The 19,401-nt window shown below is 46.3% G+C and carries 23 protein-coding genes; 11 read left to right on the forward strand and 12 right to left on the reverse strand.

The features are described 5' to 3' along the window. Positions 1 to 424: 424 nt before the first annotated feature. The 5 genes from yeaG to EFER_RS09095 all read left to right on the forward strand — a co-directional run bounded on the left by yeaG (position 425) and on the right by EFER_RS09095 (position 7,647). Positions 425 to 2,359, forward strand: coding sequence for a protein kinase YeaG (yeaG, locus tag EFER_RS09075; RefSeq protein WP_001019857.1), 1,935 nt, complete (start codon positions 425 to 427; stop codon positions 2,357 to 2,359). Positions 2,360 to 2,471: 112 nt separating this feature from the next. Beyond that, the gene (locus EFER_RS09080) at positions 2,472 to 3,755 is read left to right on the forward strand and encodes a YeaH/YhbH family protein (RefSeq protein WP_000219701.1); all 1,284 of its coding nucleotides are present in this window, start codon (positions 2,472 to 2,474) and stop codon (positions 3,753 to 3,755) included. 278 nt (positions 3,756 to 4,033) lie between these two features. Further along, entirely contained in the window at positions 4,034 to 5,380 is a 1,347-nt protein-coding gene (locus EFER_RS09085; protein WP_015953457.1) for a sensor domain-containing diguanylate cyclase, read from the forward strand. A 182-nt stretch (positions 5,381 to 5,562) separates the two neighbouring features. Next, positions 5,563 to 7,053 carry a diguanylate cyclase DgcJ gene (gene dgcJ, locus EFER_RS09090; protein ID WP_024256461.1) on the forward strand — a complete coding sequence of 497 codons (1,491 nt, stop codon included), beginning with the start codon at positions 5,563 to 5,565 and terminating at the stop codon, positions 7,051 to 7,053. 42 nt (positions 7,054 to 7,095) lie between these two features. Continuing rightward, entirely contained in the window at positions 7,096 to 7,647 is a 552-nt protein-coding gene (locus tag EFER_RS09095; RefSeq protein WP_000141321.1) for a YbaK/prolyl-tRNA synthetase associated domain-containing protein, read from the forward strand. Here the strand turns inward: EFER_RS09095 and yoaI are convergent. Continuing rightward, positions 7,607 to 7,711 (reverse strand): small membrane protein YoaI, encoded by a 105-nt coding sequence (yoaI, locus tag EFER_RS09100; protein WP_032242820.1) that lies wholly within the window; start codon positions 7,709 to 7,711, stop codon positions 7,607 to 7,609. The genes EFER_RS09095 and yoaI overlap by 41 nt on opposite strands. Positions 7,712 to 7,915: 204 nt before the next feature. On the opposite strand from yoaI, the gene EFER_RS09105 reads away from it, so the two are divergent. The 3 genes from EFER_RS09105 (at position 7,916) to EFER_RS09115 (ending at position 10,059) form a co-directional block, all read left to right on the forward strand. Further along, entirely contained in the window at positions 7,916 to 8,362 is a 447-nt protein-coding gene (locus tag EFER_RS09105) for a DUF441 domain-containing protein (RefSeq protein WP_000460717.1), read from the forward strand. A 107-nt stretch (positions 8,363 to 8,469) separates the two neighbouring features. After that, complete coding sequence (locus tag EFER_RS09110) at positions 8,470 to 9,657, forward strand: CynX/NimT family MFS transporter (protein ID WP_000099315.1); 1,188 nt, start codon at positions 8,470 to 8,472, stop codon at positions 9,655 to 9,657. A gap of 54 nt (positions 9,658 to 9,711) precedes the next feature. Beyond that, entirely contained in the window at positions 9,712 to 10,059 is a 348-nt protein-coding gene (locus tag EFER_RS09115) for a DUF488 domain-containing protein (RefSeq protein ID WP_001025382.1), read from the forward strand. 18 nt (positions 10,060 to 10,077) lie between these two features. On the opposite strand, the gene EFER_RS09120 is transcribed toward EFER_RS09115, so the two are convergent. After that, positions 10,078 to 10,335 carry a putative hemolysin gene (locus tag EFER_RS09120; RefSeq protein WP_000761968.1) on the reverse strand — a complete coding sequence of 86 codons (258 nt, stop codon included), beginning with the start codon at positions 10,333 to 10,335 and terminating at the stop codon, positions 10,078 to 10,080. A 195-nt stretch (positions 10,336 to 10,530) separates the two neighbouring features. Here EFER_RS09120 and EFER_RS09125 point away from each other — a divergent pair, with 195 nt between their 5' ends. From EFER_RS09125 to yoaJ, 3 genes are read left to right on the forward strand one after another with little or no spacing between them, the layout of a single operon-like run. Beyond that, positions 10,531 to 11,571: a sensor domain-containing diguanylate cyclase gene (locus EFER_RS09125; RefSeq protein WP_001280778.1), complete on the forward strand. Its 1,041-nt coding sequence runs from the start codon at positions 10,531 to 10,533 to the stop codon at positions 11,569 to 11,571. Positions 11,572 to 11,601: 30 nt separating this feature from the next. Further along, positions 11,602 to 11,700, forward strand: a complete 99-nt coding sequence (locus EFER_RS09130) for a YoaK family small membrane protein (RefSeq protein ID WP_001219351.1) — start codon at positions 11,602 to 11,604, stop codon at positions 11,698 to 11,700. 2 nt (positions 11,701 to 11,702) lie between these two features. After that, positions 11,703 to 11,777, forward strand: a complete 75-nt coding sequence (yoaJ, locus tag EFER_RS23725; protein WP_072271652.1) for a protein YoaJ — start codon at positions 11,703 to 11,705, stop codon at positions 11,775 to 11,777. 52 nt (positions 11,778 to 11,829) lie between these two features. Here the strand turns inward: yoaJ and EFER_RS09135 are convergent, their stop codons facing one another. From EFER_RS09135 to hinT, 10 genes are all read right to left on the reverse strand, one after another. Continuing rightward, positions 11,830 to 12,078, reverse strand: coding sequence for a GlsB/YeaQ/YmgE family stress response membrane protein (locus tag EFER_RS09135; protein ID WP_000512150.1), 249 nt, complete (start codon positions 12,076 to 12,078; stop codon positions 11,830 to 11,832). 165 nt (positions 12,079 to 12,243) lie between these two features. After that, complete coding sequence (gene leuE / locus EFER_RS09140; RefSeq protein WP_000457150.1) at positions 12,244 to 12,882, reverse strand: leucine efflux protein LeuE; 639 nt, start codon at positions 12,880 to 12,882, stop codon at positions 12,244 to 12,246. A gap of 202 nt (positions 12,883 to 13,084) precedes the next feature. Next, positions 13,085 to 13,624 (reverse strand): glycine zipper 2TM domain-containing protein, encoded by a 540-nt coding sequence (locus EFER_RS09145; RefSeq protein ID WP_001043461.1) that lies wholly within the window; start codon positions 13,622 to 13,624, stop codon positions 13,085 to 13,087. Between the two features lie 169 nt (positions 13,625 to 13,793). Continuing rightward, positions 13,794 to 15,098: an NADH-quinone dehydrogenase gene (gene ndh, locus EFER_RS09150; RefSeq protein WP_002431502.1), complete on the reverse strand. Its 1,305-nt coding sequence runs from the start codon at positions 15,096 to 15,098 to the stop codon at positions 13,794 to 13,796. A gap of 240 nt (positions 15,099 to 15,338) precedes the next feature. Then, positions 15,339 to 15,881 carry an alpha/beta hydrolase YcfP gene (gene ycfP / locus EFER_RS09155; RefSeq protein WP_000587924.1) on the reverse strand — a complete coding sequence of 181 codons (543 nt, stop codon included), beginning with the start codon at positions 15,879 to 15,881 and terminating at the stop codon, positions 15,339 to 15,341. A gap of 23 nt (positions 15,882 to 15,904) precedes the next feature. Continuing rightward, the gene (gene nagZ, locus EFER_RS09160) at positions 15,905 to 16,930 is read right to left on the reverse strand and encodes a beta-N-acetylhexosaminidase (protein WP_000529328.1); all 1,026 of its coding nucleotides are present in this window, start codon (positions 16,928 to 16,930) and stop codon (positions 15,905 to 15,907) included. 21 nt (positions 16,931 to 16,951) lie between these two features. Then, the gene (gene thiK / locus EFER_RS09165) at positions 16,952 to 17,764 is read right to left on the reverse strand and encodes a thiamine kinase (RefSeq protein ID WP_001200322.1); all 813 of its coding nucleotides are present in this window, start codon (positions 17,762 to 17,764) and stop codon (positions 16,952 to 16,954) included. Continuing rightward, complete coding sequence (gene lpoB / locus EFER_RS09170; RefSeq protein WP_000590813.1) at positions 17,745 to 18,386, reverse strand: penicillin-binding protein activator LpoB; 642 nt, start codon at positions 18,384 to 18,386, stop codon at positions 17,745 to 17,747. Before lpoB ends, thiK begins: the two co-directional genes overlap by 20 nt. 13 nt (positions 18,387 to 18,399) lie before the next feature. Continuing rightward, a complete protein-coding gene (locus EFER_RS09175; RefSeq protein WP_000086289.1) occupies positions 18,400 to 18,774 on the reverse strand; it encodes a YcfL family protein in 375 nt (124 codons plus the stop codon). Between the two features lie 2 nt (positions 18,775 to 18,776). Then, positions 18,777 to 19,136 (reverse strand): purine nucleoside phosphoramidase, encoded by a 360-nt coding sequence (hinT, locus tag EFER_RS09180; RefSeq protein WP_002431499.1) that lies wholly within the window; start codon positions 19,134 to 19,136, stop codon positions 18,777 to 18,779. Between the last annotated feature and the right edge of the window lie 265 nt (positions 19,137 to 19,401).

Genomic DNA, 19,401 nt, shown 5'->3' on the forward strand with positions numbered 1-19,401 from the left:
CCTTAAACCAATGTTTACGGGCGGCAAAGTTTACCCGGCAATATGTTTAAACCCAACTATTTTGCGTATTCCTTTAACAAGGTAACTGTCTAATTTCCCTGACAGTGATAACGCGAACATGACAGCAGAATGTCAATAATGTGATCAACACCATTTTTCTGAATGTTAGTTATGCATTTTTTACGCTTGAATCGCGCCTATGCCATTGAAACGCATTTGCAAGTACAGGCAATTTTCTTAATTGCCATCTACGCTTAATTTTAGAAGGCGTATCCAGGAGCACGTTATTCTCTTCGTCATGAAAGTGGCACGAGAGTTGCTGTTGATTAGCATCAGACGTCGTTCAGTTTACCTCTTCCGGGAGCCTCTACTATTCATATGAACGGCTCTTAACCTGTGCTAAAAAACGAAAGGACGGCATACCATGAATATATTCGATCACTATCGCCAGCGTTATGAAGCTGCCAAGGACGAAGAGTTCACACTGCAGGAGTTTCTTACCATTTGCCGGCAAGATCGCAGTGCATATGCCAATGCGGCAGAGCGGCTACTGATGGCTATTGGTGAGCCAGTCATGGTCGATACGGCCCAGGAACCCAGACTTTCTCGGCTCTTCTCTAACCGGGTCATCGCACGTTATCCGGCCTTTGAAGAGTTTTACGGCATGGAAGACGCGATTGAACAGATTGTCTCTTATCTGAAACACGCGGCTCAGGGGCTGGAAGAGAAGAAACAAATCCTGTATCTGCTGGGGCCTGTGGGTGGGGGTAAGTCGTCACTTGCTGAACGACTGAAATCATTAATGCAACGCGTGCCTATTTATGTATTGAGCGCCAACGGTGAACGAAGCCCGGTGAACGATCATCCGTTCTGTCTGTTTAATCCACAGGAAGATGCGCAGATTCTTGAAAAAGAGTACGGTATTCCGCGTCGCTACCTTGGCACTATTATGTCGCCGTGGGCAGCTAAACGGCTGCATGAATTTGGCGGCGACATCACTAAATTCCGGGTGGTAAAAGTCTGGCCGTCCATCCTGCAGCAAATCGCCATCGCTAAAACTGAACCTGGCGATGAGAACAACCAGGATATTTCAGCGTTAGTGGGCAAAGTCGATATTCGTAAACTCGAACACTATGCGCAGAACGATCCAGACGCCTACGGCTATTCCGGTGCACTGTGTCGCGCCAACCAGGGGATTATGGAATTTGTCGAGATGTTTAAAGCACCGATTAAAGTGCTGCATCCACTGTTAACCGCCACTCAGGAAGGTAACTACAACGGGACGGAAGGTATCTCCGCCCTGCCGTTTAACGGGATTATTCTTGCCCACTCGAACGAATCCGAATGGGTCACTTTCCGTAATAACAAGAACAACGAAGCTTTCCTCGACCGCGTTTATATCGTGAAAGTACCGTATTGCTTGCGTATTTCCGAAGAGATCAAAATCTACGAGAAATTGCTTAATCATAGTGAACTGACTCACGCCCCGTGTGCGCCTGGCACACTCGAAACACTATCACGCTTTTCGATTCTTTCGCGCCTGAAAGAGCCAGAAAACTCCAGTATTTATTCAAAGATGCGGGTTTATGATGGCGAAAGTCTGAAAGACACTGATCCCAAAGCCAAGTCGTATCAGGAATATCGTGATTACGCAGGCGTTGATGAAGGGATGAACGGTCTGTCCACGCGTTTCGCGTTTAAGATCCTCTCCAGGGTGTTTAACTTTGACCATGTGGAAGTGGCGGCAAACCCTGTTCATCTGTTCTACGTACTGGAACAACAGATAGAACGCGAGCAGTTCCCCCAGGAGCAGGCAGAACGCTATCTGGAGTTCCTGAAAGGTTATCTGATTCCGAAATATGCCGAGTTTATCGGTAAAGAGATTCAGACTGCGTATCTTGAATCCTATTCTGAATATGGACAGAACATTTTTGACCGTTATGTCACTTATGCAGATTTCTGGATTCAGGATCAGGAGTATCGCGACCCGGATACCGGGCAGTTGTTTGACCGCGAATCTCTCAACGCTGAGCTGGAGAAAATCGAAAAACCGGCGGGGATCAGCAATCCGAAGGATTTCCGCAACGAGATCGTCAACTTTGTACTGCGCGCCAGAGCGAATAATAGCGGACGGAATCCAAACTGGACCAGTTACGAAAAACTGCGCACGGTTATTGAGAAAAAAATGTTCTCCAATACCGAGGAGCTGCTGCCGGTGATTTCGTTTAACGCCAAAACCTCGACAGATGAGCAGAAAAAACACGACGATTTTGTCGACCGTATGATGGAGAAAGGCTACACCCGTAAACAGGTACGTTTACTGTGCGAATGGTATTTGCGCGTACGTAAATCGTCTTAACAACCATGGCCCGGTACGCATGCTACCGGGCCTACAACGACAGCGAACCGTGGGCCAGAGAAGCGGCAACACAGGCGTAGCATAAAGTTGGCAAATGCAGTACGGGGGGCATATGACCTGGTTTATTGACCGGCGTCTTAACGGCAAAAATAAGAGCATGGTGAATCGCCAGCGCTTCTTACGCCGTTACAAAGCGCAAATTAAACAGTCGATCTCCGAGGCCATTAATAAGCGTTCGGTTACCGACGTAGATAGCGGCGAGTCCGTTTCTATTCCGACGGAAGACATTAGCGAACCGATGTTTCATCAGGGGCGTGGTGGTTTACGCCATCGTGTGCATCCAGGAAACGACCATTTTGTACAGAGCGACCGTATCGAACGTCCTCAGGGCGGTGGTGGTGGTTCAGGAAGCGGTCAGGGCCAGGCCAGTCAGGACGGTGAAGGTCAGGATGAGTTTGTTTTTCAGATCTCGAAAGATGAATATCTTGATCTGCTCTTTGAAGATTTGGCCTTACCTAATCTCAAGCGTAACCAGCAACGACAGTTAACAGAGTATAAAACGCATCGCGCAGGATATACCGCTAACGGTGTTCCGGCGAATATAAGTGTTGTGCGCTCGTTGCAGAACTCACTGGCACGTCGTACCGCTATGACCGCAGGTAAACGACGTGAGCTACATGCTTTGGAAGAAACACTGCAAATCATTAGCAACAGTGAACCCGCTCAGCTTCTGGAAGAAGAGCGGTTGCGTAAAGAAATTGCTGAACTGCGGGAGAAAATCTCTCGCGTACCATTTATCGATACTTTCGATCTTCGTTACAAAAACTACGAGAAGCGCCCTGACCCTTCCAGTCAGGCAGTCATGTTCTGCCTGATGGACGTTTCAGGATCGATGGACCAATCCACCAAAGATATGGCTAAGCGCTTCTATATCCTGCTATATCTGTTTTTAAGCCGTACCTATAAAAACGTGGAAGTGGTGTATATACGTCACCATACTCAGGCGAAGGAAGTTGATGAGCATGAGTTTTTCTACTCGCAAGAAACCGGCGGTACTATCGTTTCCAGCGCATTGAAGCTGATGGATGAAGTCGTCCAGGCGCGTTATGACCCGGCGCAATGGAATATTTATGCAGCACAAGCCTCAGATGGTGACAACTGGGCAGATGACTCGCCACTTTGCCATGAAATTCTGGCGAAAAAACTACTCCCCGTTGTGCGATATTACAGCTATATCGAAATAACCCGACGTGCTCATCAAACGTTATGGCGAGAATATGAGCATTTACAATCAACTTTCGAAAACTTTGCAATGCAGCATATTCGCGATCAGGACGATATTTATCCGGTATTCCGCGAATTGTTTCATAAGCAAAACGCTACTGTTAAAGATTAATGACTAATTTCAGCCAGCAATTGATCGCTGGCTGAATCATTAGCTTTTATGTAAATTCATACGTTATTATAAAGACAAATCATGACATACTGATATTATAAATTTCGTTATCTTTACAATTGATTGTTAAAACAATCATTCGGAAAAAACTTCATATACTCTCTGGTTTTCTCGCGCTATATTTTATTTATTAAAATAGCAGTAAGAAAAATTGATCTTCGTCAAAACTGCAAATTTGATGCATCAATAAAATCCAATCCTCACAGTCCCCCTTATTAATGGTATTTATGGGCACACAAAAAATTAAAGCGCAAAGCTTTTTTATATTCACGTTGTTATTGACACTCATCCTTTTTTGCATTACCACGTTATACAATGAAAATACAAATGTAAAACTCATTCCCCAAATGAATTACCTGATGGTTGTAGTGGCATTATTGTTTCTTAACACCATCATTTTCCTTTTCATGTTGATGAAGTATTTTACCAATAAGGATATTCTTCCCACGCTTATCTTAAGCCTGGCATTTTTAAGTGGATTAATCTATCTTATTGAAACTATTGTAGTTATTCAAAACCCAATCAATGAAAGCACACTCATTCAAACCAAATCGAATGATGTGTCTATTTTTTATGTTTTCCGTCAGTTAAGCTTTATCTTTCTGGTGGGATTAGCGCTCATTTGCTCAGATCAAAAAACTCAAGCACTAATTAATAATAAAAGAAAATTTTACATTCTGCTGGTAGCGATGGTGCCATTTTTAGTCTTCCCTTTTATAGCACACAATCTGAGTAGTTATAATCCCGATTACGCTTTATACGTGGTGGATTATTGCCCAAATAACCATACAGCGACATGGGGAATTAATTACACCAAAATTTTAGTATGCCTGTGGGCATTTTTACTTTTTTTTATCGTAGCACGTACTGGTTTGACTTCGGATGTTTGGCCATGCATTGCCCTATTATGCCTTGCATCACTTTGTTGTAACCTCTTATTATTAACCCTGGATGAATATAACTACACCATTTGGTATATAAGCCGTGGTATAGAAGTATCGAGTAAACTTTTTGTTGTTTCATTCCTGATTTACAATATTTTTCAGGAACTGCAATTATCCAGTAAATTAGCGATTAATGATGTATTAACAAATATTTATAACCGTCGTTATTTTTTTAATAAACTCGATAGATTATTAAACAGCCATCAACTGCCCGTAATTTGCATCATGATGATTGACATTGATCAGTTTAAAAAAATCAATAATCAATGGGGACATCAGGTTGGCGATAAAGTGCTGGTATCGGTCGTTGACATTATCCAGCAGAGCGTCCGGCCGGATGATATCTTTGCACGATTAGAAGGCGAAGTATTTGGCTTGATCTTCACCGACCTGAATCATGCACAGGCAAAAATCATTGCTGAACGTATACGAAAAAATGTGGAATTTCTTAGTGCCGCTGGCAATATTTACGATATACCTCAGCAAATGACTATCAGTATCGGTGCTGTCTATACCGAATGCCAAAATCTCACTGTCTCGCAAATTATGACAGCCAGTGATGCCGCCCTTTCTAATGCCAAACATAATGGTGGCAATCAGGTGATTATTCATCGGATATAAATGAGAATTTATTCACAACCACGTCATAACGACGTGGTTGTTGATACATTTTTTATCAAACTAACTCTAAATTTCCCTGTTTCTTGGCCGCGCGCTGAGTATAATTACCCGCCTTTGCGCCGTTCGCTTCGCGTATTTCATCTGATTTTCTCATTTCCCTGACAGGAGGAGTGCTAAATATCATGAAATTGCACCATAGAATGCTCCGGCATTTTATCGCCGCAAGTGTCATTATACTGACTTCTTCCTTCCTTATTTACGAACTCATTGCCAGCGACCGGGCAATGACCGCCTATCTGCACTACATTGTGCAGCGAGCTGATTCGTCTTTTTTGTATGATAAATATCAGAACCAGAGCATAGCCGCGCACCTGATGCGGGCCTTTGCTACGCCCAGAGAACCCATTAGTGATGAACAAAAACAGGATATTTGCCGTTCCTGGGAAAGCATGAACGGCATTTACGGTATGAACCTTGTGCGTCATACCTACCCAGGTTTGCACGGTACACTGCAATCGACTTCCGCAGATTGTAATGATCTGGCCGAGGATATTTCCTTGCTGCCTGCTTTTGACCAGGCCGTAAAAGCAAATCGCCATCAGGATGATTATGGTAAAGGCTTAGGTCTCACTGAAGAGAAGTTTCACTATTACCTCGATCTCAGTAATCGTTATGTCTATTTTTACGAGCAGATCGACTCCGAAAATTTCATCATGAACAACTGGTCCTTTTTACATCGGGGCACCATGGGGATCGACCATAAAATACTCGACAATGTCTTTACCGGCAGAACGGTGCTTTCCAGTATTTATAAGGATAATCTTACCGGGAAAAATATCATGAGTTTTTTAACCCCGGTTTATCGTGCCGGGCAGTTGAAAGGTATGGTGCTGGTCGATATTGACAACGAAAATCTTTATAACATTTTCTATACAAGAAACCGCCCACTGGCGTGGCAATATCTCAATGTCACACTGAGTGATTTGGATTCTGGCCAGGATATTGTCGTTCACAAAAGTGAAAGCAATCTCTTTTCCTACGTTAAATACGTCCAGGATTTACCTGGCGGTATGCGCATCACTTTATCGCTGGATATCCTCTATTTCTTTGCTTCTTCCTGGAAAGCCTTTGCTTTCTATTTAGTGGCGACTGCCCTGCTGCTAAATATGGTACGCATGCATTTTCGTCTCTACTTCAATGTTACGCGTGAAAATATCAGCGATGCGATGACGGGATTGTATAACCGCAAAATTCTGACCTCATCCCTTGAGCAGCGTTTGCAACGATTAGCTGAAACGGGAAAAGCCGTATTTTTTATCTCGCTGGATTTAGACAACCTGAAAGTGATTAATGACACGTTGGGTCATCATGAAGGGGATCTGGCTATTTCTCTGCTGGCAAAGGCAATAAAAAGCTCGGTGCGTAAGAGTGATTATGCAATTCGCCTCGGTGGTGATGAATTTTGCGTGATCTTGATCGATTCCACCGAAGAGACCGCCTCTGGCCTCGCTGACCGTATTGCGAAAAAAATGCATAGCATTGCGCCGGATAAAGATTTCCGCTTTTCTTCTGGCTATTACAGGATGAAACCAGGCGATACGCTTAATGATGCTTATAAAGCTTCCGATGCACAACTCTATATCAACAAACATCAACATCACATGTCTTCGTGATACCCTTGATGGTTGTTTTTGTAGGAAAATCGGGAGTTATCGATGACTGAAGTTGTAAAAGGCATGGCGACTCACCAACGGTTGATTGCCTTGCTGACACAAAAAGACGCGCAATACCGCGTGGTCAGCCATGAAGCAGTGGGTAAATGCGAAGCAGTTTCAGAAATTCGCGGCACTGCCCTTGGTCAGGGCGCAAAGGCACTGGTATGCAAAGTAAAAGGTAACGGTGTTAAGCAACATGTGCTGGCGATTCTGGCCGCTGACCAGCAAGCTGACCTCGACCAGCTTGCGAAACATATCGGTGGCCTACGGGCTTCTCTTGCCAGCCCGGCGGAAGTAGATGCGCTGACCGGATGTGTTTTTGGCGCAATTCCGCCTTTCAGTTTTCACCCGGAGCTTAAGCTGGTTGCCGATCCGTTGCTCTTCGAACGTTTTGACGAAATCGCTTTCAATGCAGGCGTTCTGACAAAATCGGTCATTCTCAACACCGCTGACTATCTACGGATCGCGCAACCAGAACTGATTACCTTTCGTAAGGTGCAGCAGTCTGACCTCAACTTCCCCGTTCAAGAATCAGCACCGAAAGCACAATAATTGCTGCAATGACAAAAAAGGATGATGTGATTATCAGTGTCTCAACAAACATTTGATCATTCATGGTGTCACCCCGTGATGACAATGAGAACAGCTCACTGAATATTCATAGCGCTGATTGATGGCACTTTGATGACAACTTGCTCGTCATGGTTATATTTTCACCACACATCATCCACCAAAAAACGGACAAAAGATAAAAAAATCTGAATAAGCCTGCCAACAGTTGTAAAGTAAGCAGGCTTATTATTTTGGCAAGGAAACCACGATGTTTGATGTCACCCTGCTGATCCTGTTGGGATTAGCTGCCCTTGGCTTTGTTAGCCATAACACCACTGTCGCAGTTTCAATTCTGGTTCTGATTATCGTTCGCGTAACGCCTCTGAGTACCTTCTTTCCGTGGATCGAAAAACAAGGCCTGACGATTGGGATAATTATTCTGACCATTGGCGTAATGGCACCTATCGCCAGTGGCTCACTGCCCCCCTCAACGTTAATTCACTCATTTTTTAACTGGAAATCACTGGTCGCAATTGCGGTTGGGGTGATTGTTTCCTGGCTGGGCGGTCGTGGCGTCACTCTTATGGGCAGCCAGCCACAACTGGTCGCCGGTCTGCTTGTGGGTACGGTTCTTGGCGTAGCACTGTTTCGTGGTGTTCCCGTTGGCCCGTTGATTGCTGCAGGACTGGTCTCGCTTATTGTCGGAAAACAGTAGCATTCGATTAGCCAAATCAAACCAATTATGTCATACCTCCGAAAACTCGCAGCAGGTCAGCCACTGCCGTAGTTAAGGTATGTCTCAACTGATTTCATGGGAAGACGATGTCCTCTTCATCAATACAACGTGGCAAAAACGGTTTTCTTTTGATTGCCGGAATGCTGATGATCGCCACAACTCTTCGCGTAACGTTTACTGGCGCAGCGCCTTTACTGGAGGCGATTCGTGCAGATTACGGTCTTACAACTGCCCAGACCGGCCTGTTGACTACCCTGCCTTTATTGGCATTTGCCCTGGTGTCTCCACTTGCCGCATCGATAGCACGTCGCTGGGGTATGGAGCGAAGTCTGTTTGCCGCCTTGCTGCTTATCTGCGCAGGTATTGCTATTCGTTCATTACCCTCTGCGGCATTGTTGTTTTGTGGCACAGCCATTATTGGCTGTGGAATTGCACTGGGGAATGTGCTCTTACCTGGCCTGATTAAACGTGATTTTTCCGGGTATGTTGCCAAATTGACAGGCGCTTATTCGCTCACTATGGGCGCAGCAGCGGCAATAGGATCTACACTGGTGGTTCCGCTGGCACTGCATGGTTTTGGCTGGCGTGGCGCATTGCTGATGCTGATGTTTTTTCCGTTAATGGCCTTTATCGTCTGGCTGCCGCAATGGAAAAGTCAGAACAACGCCTCGCTGGGAAATTCCCCGGCACTGCAACCACGTGGGATATGGCGTTCTCCACTTGCCTGGCAGGTTACACTTTTTCTCGGCATTAACTCACTCATCTATTACGTTATTATTGGCTGGCTTCCGGCAATTTTACTCAGTCAAGGATTCAGTGAGGCACAGGCTGGTTCAATCCATGGTTTGTTACAGCTGGCAACCGCAGCACCAGGTTTTCTGATCCCGCTTTTTCTTCACCATGTAAAGGATCAACGCGGCGTGGCGGTTATAGTCTCGTTAATGTGTGCCGTTGCCGCCGCTGGCCTGTGGTTTATCCCTGGGCAAGCTATCTTCTGGACGATTCTTTTTGGCTTTGGCTCCGGCGCAACCATGATCCTCGGCCTGACATTTATCGGCCTGCGTGCCAGTTCAGCACATCAGGCGGCGGCACTCTCGGGAATGGCGCAATCCGTTGGTTATCTGTTAGCCGCTTGTGGGCCGCCGCTAATGGGTAAAATTCATGACAGCAGTGGCGACTGGCATATCCCGTTGATCGCTGTCGCTGCGCTTTCAACCATTATGGCTATTTTTGGTCTGTATGCCGGGCGTGACAAGGAAATCCAGGCATCGTGAACATTCGCCATTGCTATAGTTTAGTCTGCCGTAAAAAGGTATCAGGAGTGACAAATGAATATTCAGTGCAAACGTGTCTATGACCCAAAATCAGAAAGCGACGGTTATCGGGTGCTGGTAGACAGACTTTGGCCTCGTGGAATCAAAAAGACGGATCTGGCTTTAGATGAGTGGGATAAAACCGTCTCGCCATCCACGGAGCTACGCAAATTATTTCACGCCGAACAGATCGATTTCGCTCATTTTAGTGAACTTTACCGGGAAGAACTGGCTAGCCATAAAGACGAAGGCGAACGACTGGCCAAAATCGCTCGCCAGCAAACGTTAACCTTGCTCTACTCCGCCAAAAATAGCCAGCAGAATCATGCGATTGTGCTGGCTCAATGGTTACGTACTCTGTAATTTTCGGTCGGTCATCAGTCATTCGTTTACTGATGACTGATGGTCCCGACGCCATAAATCCCATTCATCCAGAATTTCACCTGTGGGCAACTTGCAGTCTGCCCGTTCCCCTGCGGCTTCTTTGACGATAATCCGTGTACCACCTTTCTCATCACAATAAACCGATGCAGGATTCGCTATGCCAACAACGGGGGGTTTTGGTGCTTCAGGCTGATTCGCGGTTGAGCAGGCAGATAGTAGTAATGCACATGGCAATACCAGTGATGCTAATTTCATGGGTAATTCCTCTTCCTGATTTTTGATTGTCAGGGTATCGCGGCCTGATTCTTAGCACTATCAATTTTCAGCATAACGTCCAGATATAATTACCTTATGAATATTTTGCCAGGTATTATATTTGTTGCTTATGTTTTATCATGTCAGCAAAGCTGAAATTTTCAGCACAATCTTTGGCACCCTCTGGAGAGAATCGTGTCGGATAAAATCCTCGCTCGTGTATCGCAATCATTAGCCTCAGAACAATCACTTGAAAGCCTAGTCCGCCAGCTTCTTGAGATGCTTGAAATGGTTACCGATATGGAGTCAACGTATCTGACAAAAGTCGATGTTGATGCCCGCTTGCAGCATATTCTGTTTGCCCATAATAGCCAGCAGATGTGTATCCCGGAGGATTACTCTGTAATGTGGGATAACTCACTGTGTAAACGTGCGATTGATGAGAACTGCTTTTACAGCGATGAAGTTAATGTTCGCTGGAAGGATTGTATCGCCGCAACGACTTTGGGTATCACCACTTTTCTCAGCACGCCAATACATCTTCCAGATGGCTCTTTTTACGGTACTTTATGTGCCGCCAGTAGTGAGAAAAAGCCCTGGAGTGAACGCGCTGAGCAGGTCTTACAATTGTTTGCCGGTTTAATCGCACAGTACATTCAGAAAGAATCGCTGGTCACGCAACTGCGTGAAGCTAATACCGCACTGGTTCAGCAATCCTGTACGGATGCACTAACGGGTTTACCCAATCGTCGGGCGATTTTTGAGCATTTACCAACACTGTTTACACTGGCACAAAAACTTGGTCGCAACGTGTTGCTGGCTTACATCGATCTGGATAATTTCAAAAAAATAAATGATCGCTTTGGTCATAGTACAGGTGACCGATTTTTAATTGAGATCGGTGAACGTCTGAAGGCGATTCCCGATAAATACGATATCCTCGGACGTCTTGGTGGCGATGAGTTTTTGCTCGCCTGCCTGGCTGAAATTAAAAATGATGACTCACTGAATCTACGTCAACAGATGAAAATGCGCATTCAGCAACAGATTCGCGGTGAGTACTATCTTCCCGATGCCGCGTTTTATTATCCTGGCGCCAGTATGGGGGTGTTGGAAGTTGATCCATCCATAACAGATATAGATTCAGCACTGAATGCGGCTGATCGTGTTATGTATGAAGATAAAAAACAGCGGGCGAAAACTCCTTTTGTCGTTCACGAAGCCCTGCTATCCTGACGCGTCCTCAGTATCTCTTCAGGTGGAACCATGAGAATTGGTATAATGTTCCCCGTTGTCATATTCATCACGGCTATTGTATTTCTGGCGTGGTTTTTTATTGGCGGCTATGCAACTCCGGGAGCGTAAAGGTGAAAAAAACAACGATTATTATGATGGGCGTCGCGATGATCGTCGTCCTGGGTACTGAACTGGGTTGGTGGTGATCATCCCTGTTTTCTGAAAAAGGCTACACCTGGTAGCCTTTTTTCGTTTCTGTTAGCTTTTGATTTTCCTGTAAATCAACAGCACAACTATCGCGCCAATTACGGCGACCACGAAGCTGCCGAAGTTAAAGCCATCAACTTTCCCGTAGCCAAAGAAAGTACTAATCCAACCACCAACAACAGCACCTACAATCCCCAAAATGATGGTCATAAAGAAGCCACCACCATCTTTACCTGGCATGATCCATTTCGCCAGGATACCAGCAATCAAACCAAAAATAATCCATGACAGAATGCCCATAATTTCCTCACTTGTTGTTATCCATTAGCGGGTTAGTCGCCGTAAACAAGAATAGCACAAGGTTGAAAAAACAATATCTGTGATGAATATCACTTAAATAATTTATTTGTTTTACGAATGATGGATGACGGAACAACCGCCATCCTTTTCTAACGGAGATGAGAATTACGACTGCAAGGTTGCCAGGCGGGCGGCAAATCCGACGAAAATTAAGCCAATCAGCGAGTTTCCTACCTTCGCCAGTTTCTTCTTCGTGCGAATATACTGTGTAACGAAGGCACCGGAAATAATCAGGAAGCTCAGATAGCAGAAGCTAACCACTTCCAGCGTCGTTGCCAGAATAAAGAATGACAGCCCGGTATGTGGCGCATTGACATCAATAAACTGCACAAAGAACGACACATAAAAAAGGATCGCTTTCGGATTGGTCAGGCTGAGAACTAATGCACGTTTAAAAATAGCGCTAAAATGCACATCTTCGCTGGCTGTTTCTCCGCCTTTTGCTTTAAGGGTGGCATAGAGAATTTTTGCTCCCAGCCAGAGCAGATAAAATGCGCCCAAATAACGAACGATATTAAATAATAACGGTGTGGTTTTAATGAGTGTTGCGACGCCCGCATACGCCAGGAACATTAATATCGCATCGCCAATAAATACACCACACGCAGCGAGATAGCCACCTTTGATACCACTGCCGACACTATTTTTTAATACAAACAGCGTGTTAGGCCCCGGCACTAATACAATAAAAATTGCCCCAACCAGATAAGTCCAGTAATTCAGAACTCCGAATTCAGCGAACACGTTAACCTCTTCCTGAAAAAACCATGCGTAACTGCAGGGCGATATGCTAACCAATGCATACTCTGATAGAAAGAAAAATCAGGTGAATTACCCATGCAGCAACGCAATACGTAGCAGGAAGTATAGACACTCCAGGAAAAGGGATGAAAAAAAGCCCCTCAGCCTGAGCGAATGAGGGGCCAAATTGCAGAGTACAGCTTTTTTATACTTTGTTAGTCAAAATTAACTGTCCGTTACTATCGAGTGGAATTTGGCTGCCAGGATCTTTATCCATGCGAATTTTGCCCTGCTGATCACCTATTTTATAGGTCACGTCATAACCGAGCATTTTTTCCGATTTGTCATAAACCGTTTTACAGCGCTGTTGGGTGGTGGTGTAAGTATCACTATTCTGTAATGATCCCTGAATTTGGTTTCCGGCATATCCCCCACCTAATGCTCCGACAACAGTCGCGACATCTTTACCTCGCCCACCGCCAAATTGATGACCAATAACGCCACCTGCGACAGCCCCCAACACTGAACCTGCGATACGATTTTCATCCTGAACAGGACGCCGATGGGTGACCGTCACATTTCGGCACTCCTGACGCGGGGTTTTAATCGTCTCCTTAATAGGAGTGGCAGAAACAACCTGTGCATATTGCGGGCCACGCTCAAAGACATTAAGACTGGCTACCGCCGCCACGCCCAGCGCAGCAACTACGCCAATCCCTATCCCCGCCAACATTGATTTATTCACGGGATACCTCCTATTTTCTGGTTGTAACAATATTGCAACCAGAAATAACAGAAGCCAATGAGACAGAGGATGAAAAAAGATGAGCTGGTTAAAATCACCCGCAGTTTGAGATTCTTCTCAAGTGATGAGTCAGACGGTGATGCAGACTCATCACCGTCTGACCAGCAGATTAATGAAGTTTAAGTCGTGGGCGAATAACGCGGTTAATGCTACCCACCAGCATCATTAACCCGGTTTTGAAATAACCGTGAAGGGCAATCTGGTGCATACGATAAAGCGAGATATACACAAAGCGAGCAATTCGCCCCTCAATCATCATAGAACCTTTGGTCAGGTTGCCCATCAGGCTACCGACTGTCGAGAAGTTTGACAGCGAAACCAATGAACCATGATCTTTATAACGGTAACTTTTCAGGGGCTTACCGTTCATTTGTGCCAGAATATTCTGTAACGCACAGGTTGCCATTTGATGGGCCGCCTGAGCGCGTGGCGGTACAAAGCCTCCTTCCGGGCGAGCACAGGACGCGCAATCACCAATTGCATAAATATCTGCATCGCGCGTGGTTTGCAACGTCGGCTCAACCACCAGTTGGTTGATACGGTTTGTTTCCAGGCCACCAATATCTTTGAGGAAATCTGGTGCTTTGATGCCCGCTGCCCAAACCATCAGGTCTGCTTCGATATATTCGCCATCTTTGGTATGCAAGCCACCAGCATCCGCGCTGGTTACCATTGTTTGCGTCAACACTCGCACACCCAGTTTGGTCAGTTCGTTATGCGCGGCACTGGAGATTCGTGGCGGCAGAGCAGGCAGAATGCGCTCTCCTGCTTCAACCAGCGTGACGTTCAGGGCTTCGTTCGTTAGCCCTTTGTAGCCGTAACTATGTAACTGTTTTACTGCATTATGCAGTTCTGCGGATAACTCAACCCCGGTTGCCCCACCACCAACAATAGCAATATTAACTTTGCCGTTAGAGCCAAGGTTAGCGGAGTACTTCAGGAACAGATTCAGCATCTCCTGATGAAAGCGACGAGCCTGATGCGGGTTATCAAGGAATATGCAGTTCTCTTTAACACCTGGTGTGTTGAAATCGTTGGAGGTGCTTCCCAGTGCCATGACCAGTGTGTCATAAGCAATTTTGCGCTCCGGTACCAGCAATTCACCTTTTTCATCGCGCAGTTCGGCAATGGTAATGGTCTTCGCTTCACGATCGATATCTTTCACTGAGCCTAGCTGGAACTCAAACCCATGATTACGGGCATGAGCGAGGTAGCTCAGGGCATCTACTCCTTCATCCAGAGACCCCGTCGCCACTTCGTGCAGCAGCGGCTTCCACAAATGACTGTGGTTTCTGTCAACAAGCGTAACTTTCGCTTTTTTCTTGCGCCCCAGTTTATGACCCAACTGCGTTGCCAGTTCCAGTCCGCCAGCGCCTCCGCCGACAATCACGATTCTTTTCAATGGCGTAGTCAACGTGACCCCCTTAAAATGATTAACCAATTGTTAACTAAAGGTTATTAAAATAGCCTTTAATTAACAATAGGTTACGCTAATGAAAACGTTCCTCGCATTTGAGAATAACACGAATGGTGCATTGGTCATACCAAAATTGATATGAATCAAGTTTTCTTGCTGAAAAGATAGTCAAAGGTATGTGGTTAGATCAAAAAAACCAGTCCGAAGACTGGTTTCATAGCAACATTTTTGACTGTTTTAGCCGAGGGTTTTAAACGCTTTGATACGCTGCAAATGCGGTGAGATATTTTTGAACTTATGAGTCTGCTCTTCATCCCAGACAATTTCATAAAAGTGATGAAGTTCATCTGCCGAACGCTGGCTATTAAGGGCCTCATCATGACGTGACAGAATCACCAGGCAGCGATCGCGGTTTTTTTCACGGAAATTGGTCACGCACTTGGTGGCAATATCAGCATACTCTTCCGGGCGATCAATTTTGCCTTCCATATTTTCATAGGGGAACAGGTTAGGATTAAAGACTACCTGGCGGATATCACACAAAAAACCAATTCTTTCCGCCCAGTATCCCCCCAATCCGACACCACAAATCAGTGGCCGGTCATCCACATTTAACTGCAACATTTTATCCACCTCTTTCAGCAGATGTTGCATGTCATGTTTTGGATGACGGGTGCTGTAGCTTATCAACCTGACATCCGGGTCGATAAATTGCAGTTGCAAAACTTTTTCGTGGTTACCCGGACTGTTTGAGTCAAAACCGTGTAAATAAATTATCATCGCATCCTCACCTTGAGTCAGGGTTAGTGACCTGCTTTCTCTTCCTGCCAGCGTTCATGTAACTGATTTAATTGGGCGCTAATGTTTTTCCAGCGCGGCGAGTCCATCAGTTCCTGACGCGAAAATGAACCTTTATGATACAAACGTGTAACACGTGGCGCATTGATCGGCGACAGATTATCTAAAACACTGGTTGCTCCCTTACGATTATTGCAGACCAGGATCATATCGCAACCGGCATCAAGTGAAGCCTGCCCACGCTCGGCATAACTCCCCATAATTGCTGCCCCTTCCATCGACAGATCGTCTGAAAAAATCACACCATCAAATCCAAGCTCTCCGCGCAAAACGGTTTTAAGCCAGTGCGGTGAACCGCTTGCCGGGCGCGGATCAACCGAACTGTAAATTACGTGAGCGGGCATAATGGCATCGAGTTTATTTTCGCGGATTAACTGACTAAATACCGACATATCTTTATTACGGATATCCGCTTCTGGACGAGGATCACACGGCGTTTCTTTATGCGAGTCGGCCGTCACAGCACCATGTCCCGGGAAATGTTTGCCGGTCGTTTTCATCCCTGCTTCATGCATACCATCAATAAATTTACTCGCTATCGCCAGCGCTTTTTGCGGATCAGCATGATACGAACGCTCACCAATTGCCGCGCTGATGTGCCCGACATCCAACACTGGAGCAAAGCTGATATCAATATCCATGGCGATCATTTCGCTAGCCATCAGCCAACCGGCTTCTTGTGCCAGTTTGCCCCCTTCGTCCATCCCCAGCAGTGCAGCAAAAGATTGGGCCGCAGGTAATCGCGTAAAACCATCGCGAAAACGCTGTACACGACCGCCCTCCTGATCCACGGCAATCACCAAATGATTGCGTGATGCCGCGCGGATTTGCCGTACCAGTTCACGTAATTGCTGCGGATCGTGGTAATTACGCGTAAAGAGAATCAGCCCACCAACCAGTGGATGTGCCAATATTTCTCTCTCTTCCGCGTCCAGTTCATAACCTTCGACATCCAACATTACTGGACCCACACTGCTCTCCTTATTCTTCTATTAAAACTGATGCCAGGTTTCATCGGCCAGCCTGATAAAGTGTTCTTCGCCGGTCTGTTGCCAGCGGTACTCAAACCACCCTGCTTTCAGCATCTGTAGCCATGGTTGCCAGCGTCTAACCTGACGCCACAACTGCCCGGCGTCTATCCTGGCAAGGTGCGCATAATCGTTAACTAGTGCCCGTTGCTGTTGTTCGTTTTCAACCCAAACCGCAGCCAGCTCCAACGCCACATCACCATCACCAGCATACTCCCAGTCAATCAACCGCAGTCCTTTTGCAGTAATTACCAGATTTGCGGCATGAACATCCATATGCAATGGGCTTAATCGTAATGGTTGCGGTTCACGAACATGACGTAAACGTTTAAGCCAACGTAACCACAACGGCGTGCGACGTGCAGGATCACTTCCCTGCCAGTATTGTTCCAGAAGGGGTAACAGCAATATCCGCCAGCCAAAACACGGTTGTTGATGCAGATGATACAGTAAACACACAAGTTCGTTGGTATCTGGCAGGCAGGAAGGCACTTCTCCCACGAGATAATCGACTGCCATCCATCCAGGGCGATACAACCGAGGCCTTGGCGCCAGCGTTTCTGGCAGACGGGAAAGCACATGATACTGGCGCAGAAATATTGATTCAGCTGATGAGGGATCATGCGGACGGCGCAAAACTAAACGCTGCTCATCATTTTCAATAACAACACTACTGCCGCTAAGCCCACACTGGCAGGACTCCACAAGATAATATTGCGGGAAATAGCGCGACAGTATCTCGTCGCGCGTTAGCGAATTATTGCTGCTGTACTGCACCTTTACCTGACCAGATGATCTCGCCGGTCTGTACCAGCATCAGTTGCATTTGTAAGGTTGGTGCGTTGACATTGCCAGACGCACTAGAGTAAAGCACATAATGAGCACCTACATTGCGTGCAATACCTATCGCCTTGCTCCGGGTTCCAAGGCTGTCCTGAGGTGATAAACCAAGCTGCTGTTTTGCCATCGAAAGTTGCTGGGCAGACACTAAGGTGAATTTACCGTTATTCGCCAGAGCATTGCGTAAGGTCTCTGTAGCTTCACCCGCATTCAGCGTACCGTTAGTCCGGTTGTTGACGCTGTCCACCAACAGGACGCTACCGGCACTTACGCCATCAGCCTGCAGCATTTTACCAACCATTGGTTGCATCGCCCCATTCCAGTCGTAATGTCTGACATGCGGTGCTGGCGGAGCTGTTTGGTCTTCATGCTCTACCGGCCCTGGTTGTTGCGGGATCGTCGGCACAGATGGCACGGTGGTTACAGGTGGTTGTGGTTGCACTGGCTGCTCCGGTGTAGGTTTTACTTCTTCGACTGGTGCAGGTTCTCGTTGCAATGTACAACCGGCGAGGAACATCGCCAGCGCGGCAACTATGGCGTAGCGATTGATTTTTATCATCAAGTTTCACCCCTTATAAATAAAGATAAAGTCTGACTTTGTGCGCCCCAAGATATCTGGCGCTGCCGTACAACGTTACCGACGAACGTGCCGGTATAGTCACGCTGCGCGGCGCTTCCAGAGGATGCATCTCCAGTCCTCTGGCGTCATACCAGTAAAACCGATAATGGACGGTTACAGGTTCTTGCCGTTCGTTATAAAGTGTTGAGGATGCAGAAGGCTGGATATCCGACGTTTTTAGCTCTGGCTTTTGCGCCGTCACTCCTGCAGCCAGTAAAGTGGATTCCATTACCAGCGTCTGCTCGTCATTAACCGGAATTTCCGGATGCGATCGGCAGCCCGCCAGAAGCATAAAAATCACAGATAGCGCAATGCATCCTCTGGACATTATTACAGACCTTTATGTGCCAACATTGGGCCGAGGGCTCGTCCACCGAGCAGATGCATATGAATATGGTACACCTCTTGCCCGCCATGACGATTGGTATTCATGATTAAGCGATAACCATCCTCGGCAATACCTTCCTGTTCGGCAATTTTCGCTGCGACGGTAATCATGCGCCCCAACGCCTGTTCGTGCTCAGCGGTAACGTCATTAACCGTGGGGATCAGAATGTTAGGGATGATTAAAATATGGGTAGGAGCCTGCGGTGAGATATCGCGAAATGCGGTCACCAGATCGTCCTGATATACGATATCGGAGGGGATTTCACGACGAATAATTTTGCTGAATATTGTCTCTTCTGCCACGACATTTTCCTTCTTCAAAGAGTCACTGCGTTGCGCCATGCTACGCTAACCATAATGCGAGTATAGAGTATGAGCGACTTCTTCCCGCCCTTTCAACCTTAAGCCCCGATTTTTTAAGCAGAAAGTCTGTTCACCGGTGTTCTTATAACCATTTCTTTCGTTTAATTCGAACAGAACAAGGTAAATACGCTCTCTTCATGTGACCCAGTAAACAAAAACTTCTCTTTGCAAAGTATATGAACGACCTGTTCAGCCCACCGCGCAA

The sequence above is a fragment of the Escherichia fergusonii ATCC 35469 genome (assembly GCF_000026225.1).
Lineage (GTDB): Bacteria > Pseudomonadota > Gammaproteobacteria > Enterobacterales > Enterobacteriaceae > Escherichia > Escherichia fergusonii.

Excerpts from the sequence above, each read along its gene's own strand:
- yeaG (WP_001019857.1), top strand. The coding sequence starts at position 425 with ATGAATATATTCGATCACTATCGCCAGCGTTATGAAGCTGCCAAGGAC.
- EFER_RS09080 (WP_000219701.1), top strand. The coding sequence starts at position 2,472 with ATGACCTGGTTTATTGACCGGCGTCTTAACGGCAAAAATAAGAGCATG.
- EFER_RS09085 (WP_015953457.1), top strand. The coding sequence starts at position 4,034 with ATGGTATTTATGGGCACACAAAAAATTAAAGCGCAAAGCTTTTTTATA.
- dgcJ (WP_024256461.1), top strand. The coding sequence starts at position 5,563 with ATGAAATTGCACCATAGAATGCTCCGGCATTTTATCGCCGCAAGTGTC.
- EFER_RS09095 (WP_000141321.1), top strand. The coding sequence starts at position 7,096 with ATGACTGAAGTTGTAAAAGGCATGGCGACTCACCAACGGTTGATTGCC.
- yoaI (WP_032242820.1), bottom strand. The coding sequence starts at position 7,711 with ATGAATGATCAAATGTTTGTTGAGACACTGATAATCACATCATCCTTT.
- EFER_RS09105 (WP_000460717.1), top strand. The coding sequence starts at position 7,916 with ATGTTTGATGTCACCCTGCTGATCCTGTTGGGATTAGCTGCCCTTGGC.
- EFER_RS09110 (WP_000099315.1), top strand. The coding sequence starts at position 8,470 with ATGTCCTCTTCATCAATACAACGTGGCAAAAACGGTTTTCTTTTGATT.
- EFER_RS09115 (WP_001025382.1), top strand. The coding sequence starts at position 9,712 with ATGAATATTCAGTGCAAACGTGTCTATGACCCAAAATCAGAAAGCGAC.
- EFER_RS09120 (WP_000761968.1), bottom strand. The coding sequence starts at position 10,335 with ATGAAATTAGCATCACTGGTATTGCCATGTGCATTACTACTATCTGCC.
- EFER_RS09130 (WP_001219351.1), top strand. The coding sequence starts at position 11,602 with ATGAGAATTGGTATAATGTTCCCCGTTGTCATATTCATCACGGCTATT.
- EFER_RS09135 (WP_000512150.1), bottom strand. The coding sequence starts at position 12,078 with ATGGGCATTCTGTCATGGATTATTTTTGGTTTGATTGCTGGTATCCTG.
- ycfP (WP_000587924.1), bottom strand. The coding sequence starts at position 15,881 with ATGATAATTTATTTACACGGTTTTGACTCAAACAGTCCGGGTAACCAC.
- lpoB (WP_000590813.1), bottom strand. The coding sequence starts at position 18,386 with ATGATAAAAATCAATCGCTACGCCATAGTTGCCGCGCTGGCGATGTTC.
- EFER_RS09175 (WP_000086289.1), bottom strand. The coding sequence starts at position 18,774 with ATGTCCAGAGGATGCATTGCGCTATCTGTGATTTTTATGCTTCTGGCG.